The sequence below is a fragment of the Streptomyces sp. genome, assembly GCF_031178505.1.
GTDB lineage: Bacteria > Actinomycetota > Actinomycetes > Streptomycetales > Streptomycetaceae > Streptomyces > Streptomyces gulbargensis.
In genome coordinates this window covers 1-4241 of the sequence record NZ_JAPSIW010000619.1, presented here as the reverse complement: position 1 = coordinate 4241, position 4241 = coordinate 1, and the positions used below count along the sequence as shown (strand labels likewise).

Annotated in this window: 2 protein-coding genes; one reads left to right on the top strand and one right to left on the bottom strand. The window is 71.5% G+C overall.

Features of this window, described 5'->3' with window-relative positions; translation table 11 throughout:
• A partial coding sequence (locus RIF68_RS29095) for an NAD-glutamate dehydrogenase (protein WP_309054265.1) occupies positions 1 to 3093 on the top strand: 3093 nt, incomplete at its 5' end.
• Positions 3094 to 3141: 48 nt separating this feature from the next.
• On the opposite strand, the gene RIF68_RS29090 is transcribed toward RIF68_RS29095, so the two are convergent.
• Entirely contained in the window at positions 3142 to 4239 is a 1098-nt protein-coding gene (locus RIF68_RS29090) for a glycosyltransferase 87 family protein (RefSeq protein WP_309054264.1), read from the bottom strand.
• Positions 4240 to 4241: the final 2 nt, after the last annotated feature.

The window sequence follows — 4241 nt, the reverse complement described above, 5'->3', positions numbered from 1 at the left end:
CTCGGCGTCGAGGTCACCGACGAGCGCCCGTACGAGCTGCGCGGCGCCGACCGCGCCCGCAAGGCCTGGATCTACGACTTCGGCCTGCGGATGCCCGTCTCCCCCGGCAACGGCGGCGACTACCTCGGCGACGACGCCCGCGAGCGCTTCCAGGAGGCCTTCGCCGCCACCTGGACCGGCGCGGCCGAGAACGACAACTTCAACTCGCTCGTCCTGTCCGCCGGGCTCACCTGGCGGCAGGCGATGGTGCTGCGCGCCTACGCCAAGTACCTGCGCCAGGCCGGTTCGACGTTCAGCCAGGACTACATGGAGGACACCCTCCGCAACAACGTCCACACCACCCGGCTGCTCGTCTCCCTCTTCGAGGCCCGCATGGCCCCGGAGCGCCAGCGCGCCGGCACCGAGCTGACCGACGGCATCCTGGAGGAGCTGGACGGCGCCCTCGACCAGGTCGCGAGCCTGGACGAGGACCGCATCCTGCGTTCCTTCCTCACCGTCATCAAGGCGACCCTGCGGACGAACTTCTTCCAGAAGGCCGCCGACGGCACCCCGCACGCCTACGTGTCGATGAAGTTCGACCCGCAGGCCATCCCCGACCTGCCGGCCCCGCGCCCCGCCTTCGAGATCTGGGTGTACTCGCCGCGCGTCGAGGGCGTCCACCTGCGCTTCGGCAAGGTCGCCCGAGGCGGCCTGCGCTGGTCCGACCGCCGCGAGGACTTCCGTACCGAGATCCTCGGCCTGGTCAAGGCGCAGATGGTGAAGAACACCGTCATCGTGCCCGTCGGCGCCAAGGGCGGATTCGTCGCCAAGCAGCTCCCGGACCCGTCCGTGGACCGGGACGCCTGGCTGGCCGAGGGCGTCGCCGCGTACAAGACGTTCATCTCCGCCCTGCTCGACATCACCGACAACCTCGTCGCGGGCGAGGTCGTGCCGCCGGTCGACGTGGTCCGCCACGACGAGGACGACACCTACCTCGTCGTCGCCGCCGACAAGGGCACCGCCACCTTCTCCGACATCGCCAACGGCGTCGCGGAGTCCTACGGCTTCTGGCTCGGTGACGCCTTCGCCTCCGGAGGCTCCGCCGGCTACGACCACAAGGGCATGGGCATCACCGCCCGAGGTGCCTGGGAGTCGGTCAAGCGCCACTTCCGCGAGCTGGGCCACGACACCCAGACCGAGGACTTCACCGTCGTCGGCGTCGGCGACATGTCCGGCGACGTCTTCGGCAACGGCATGCTGCTCTCCGAGCACATCCGTCTGGTGGCCGCGTTCGACCACCGCCACATCTTCGTCGACCCGAACCCGGACGCGGCCGTCTCGTACGCCGAGCGCCGCCGCCTGTTCGAGCTGCCCCGCTCCTCCTGGGCCGACTACGACACCTCCCTCGTCTCGGCGGGTGGCGGTGTCTTCCCGCGCAGCGCCAAGTCGATCCCGGTCACCGCGCAGATGCGGGCCGCCCTCGGCATCGAGGACGGCGTCACCAAGATGACCCCCGCCGAGCTGATGAAGGCGATCCTGCGGGCTCCCGTCGACCTGCTGTGGAACGGCGGCATCGGTACGTACGTCAAGGCGTCCACCGAGTCCCACGCGGACGTCGGCGACAAGGCCAACGACGCCATCCGCGTCGACGGCCAGGACGTGCGCGCCAAGGTCATCGGCGAGGGCGGCAACCTCGGCGCGACCCAGCTGGGCCGCATCGAGTTCGCCCGCACCGGCGGCAAGGTGAACACCGACGCCATCGACAACAGCGCCGGCGTCAACACCTCCGACCTCGAGGTCAACATCAAGATCCTGCTCAACGGGCTCGTCGCCGAGGGTGACATGACCGTCAAGCAGCGCAACAAGATCCTCGCGGAGATGACCGACGAGGTCGGCACGCTCGTCCTGCGCAACAACTACGCGCAGAACGTGGCGCTGGCCAACGCCGTCGCCCAGTCCCCGTCGCTGCTCCACGCACACCAGCGGTTCATGCGCCGCCTGGGCCGCGACGGGGCCCTCGACCGAGGCCTGGAGTTCCTGCCGAACGACCGGCAGATCCGTGAGCTCCTCAACGGCGGCAAGGGCCTGAGCCAGCCGGAGCTCGCCGTCCTGCTCGCCTACACCAAGATCACGGTGGCGGACGAGCTGATCGGTACGGAGCTGCCGGACGACCCGTACCTGCGCGAGCTGCTCCACGCGTACTTCCCGTCGCTGCTGCGCGAGAAGTTCCCCGAGGCCATCGACGGTCACGCGCTGCGCCGGGAGATCATCACCACGGTCCTGGTCAACGACACCGTCAACACCGGTGGCTCGACCTTCCTGCACCGCCTCCGTGAGGAGACCGGCGCGTCGATCGAGGAGATCGTGCGGGCGCAGACCGCCGCCCGGGCCATCTTCCGGCTCAGCCAGGTCTGGGACGCCGTCGAGGACCTCGACAACCGGGTCCCGGCCGAGGTCCAGACCCGGATGCGGCTGCACTCGCGCCGCCTCGTGGAGCGCGGCACCCGCTGGCTGCTGAACAACCGGCCGCAGCCGCTGCGGATCGGCGAGACCATCGACTTCTTCGCCGAGCGCGTGGAGCGGGTCTGGGCGCAGCTGCCGCAGCTGCTGCGCGGCGCGGACCTGGAGTGGTACCAGTCGATCCTGGACGAGCTGACCGGGGTCGGCGTGCCGGAGGAGCTGGCGCTGCGCGTCGCCGGGTTCTCCTCCGCCTTCCCGATCCTCGACATCGTGGCGATCGCGGACCGCTCCGGCACGGAGGCCCTGGCGGTGGCCGAGGTCTACTACGACCTGGCCGACCGGCTGCGGATCACCGACCTGATGGACCGGATCATCGAGCTGCCGCGCAGCGACCGCTGGCAGTCCATGGCCCGCGCCTCGATCCGCGAGGACCTCTTCGCGGCGCACGCGGCCCTCACCTCCGACGTGCTGGCGGCGGGCGACGACTCCGCCACGCCGGAGGAGCGGTTCAAGGCCTGGGAGGACAAGAACGCGGCGATCCTGGGTCGCGCCCGGACGACCCTGGAGGAGATCCAGGGCTCCGACACCTTCGACCTGGCGAACCTGTCGGTGGCGATGCGGACCATGCGCACCCTGCTCCGTACCCACAGCTAGGGCAACATGACGAAGGGCCCCGCCGGACACGTCCGGCGGGGCCCTTCGTCATGTCGCGTCGGCCGCTTCCGGTTCCGGCTCCGGGGTGACCGTGGCGGTCCACAGCCTGCGGGCGGCGAGCAGGGCCGCCGCCAGGAGCAGGGCGTTGCGGAGCGCGGGTACGGCGAGGCCCGGCAGGGTGCCGGCGATGACGTCGGCGTAGAGCACGGGGTACGTGAGGGAGCTGAGCGCCGCCGCAGGCAGGAGCAGCAGCACCACCGGACGCATCACCGTCGCCCGGGAGGTCAGGCAGACGGCGCCGAGCCCCAGCAGCCAGACCATGTACTGGGGGCTCAGCACCCGGCTGGTGACGGTGAGCAGCAGGACGGCGGCGAGAGCCGCGTCCAGCGGGGTCGCCGGGGTCCAGTGCCGGGCCCGCAGCCGCCACAGCAGCAGCCAGCCGCAGGTGACGACGGTCAGCAGCAGGGAGAGGTACCCGAGCGACGAGACGTACGGTCCGAGGTACTCGAGGGCCCCGTGACGCAGGTCGACCGTGCCGGACCAGACGCCGGTGGCGCGGGCAAGCGCCAGGGCGGTACCGCCGAGCGACTCGATCTGGACGCCCCGGCCGCCCTGTTCGCGCAGGAAGGCCAGCGGGCCGGTGAAGAACAGCGTGAGGGCGCCGAGGAGGGCGCCGGCGGTGACGGCGGCGGCGGTCCACGCGTCCCGGGAGGTACGGCCCCGAGGGGTGCCGATCAGGGTGAGCAGCGGCCACACCTTCACCAGGGCGCCGAGCCCCGCGAGCGCCCCGCCGATCCGGTGCGCGGCACGGGACCGGGGTCTCTTCAGGGCGAGCAGGGCGAGGACGGCGAGAGCGGTGGCCTGCACGTCGTACCGCGCGAGGGGTACGTGGAGCAGCAGCGGGAGTCCGCAGACCCACACCCAGGCACCGTGGGTCAGGCGCTCCTGGTCGGCGCGGGCCAGGGCGAGCGCGACGAGCGCGTCGGCGAGGAGGGTGAGGACGACGAAGGCCTGGAAGTAGCTGAGCCACGGCAGCACCCCCGGCGACATGATGACGAGCCCGGCGCCGGGCGGGTACTGCCAGGCGGGGTCGCCCACGGGGAAGGAGCCGCCGGCGAACTGCGCGTACCAGTGCCGGTAGAGCAGGT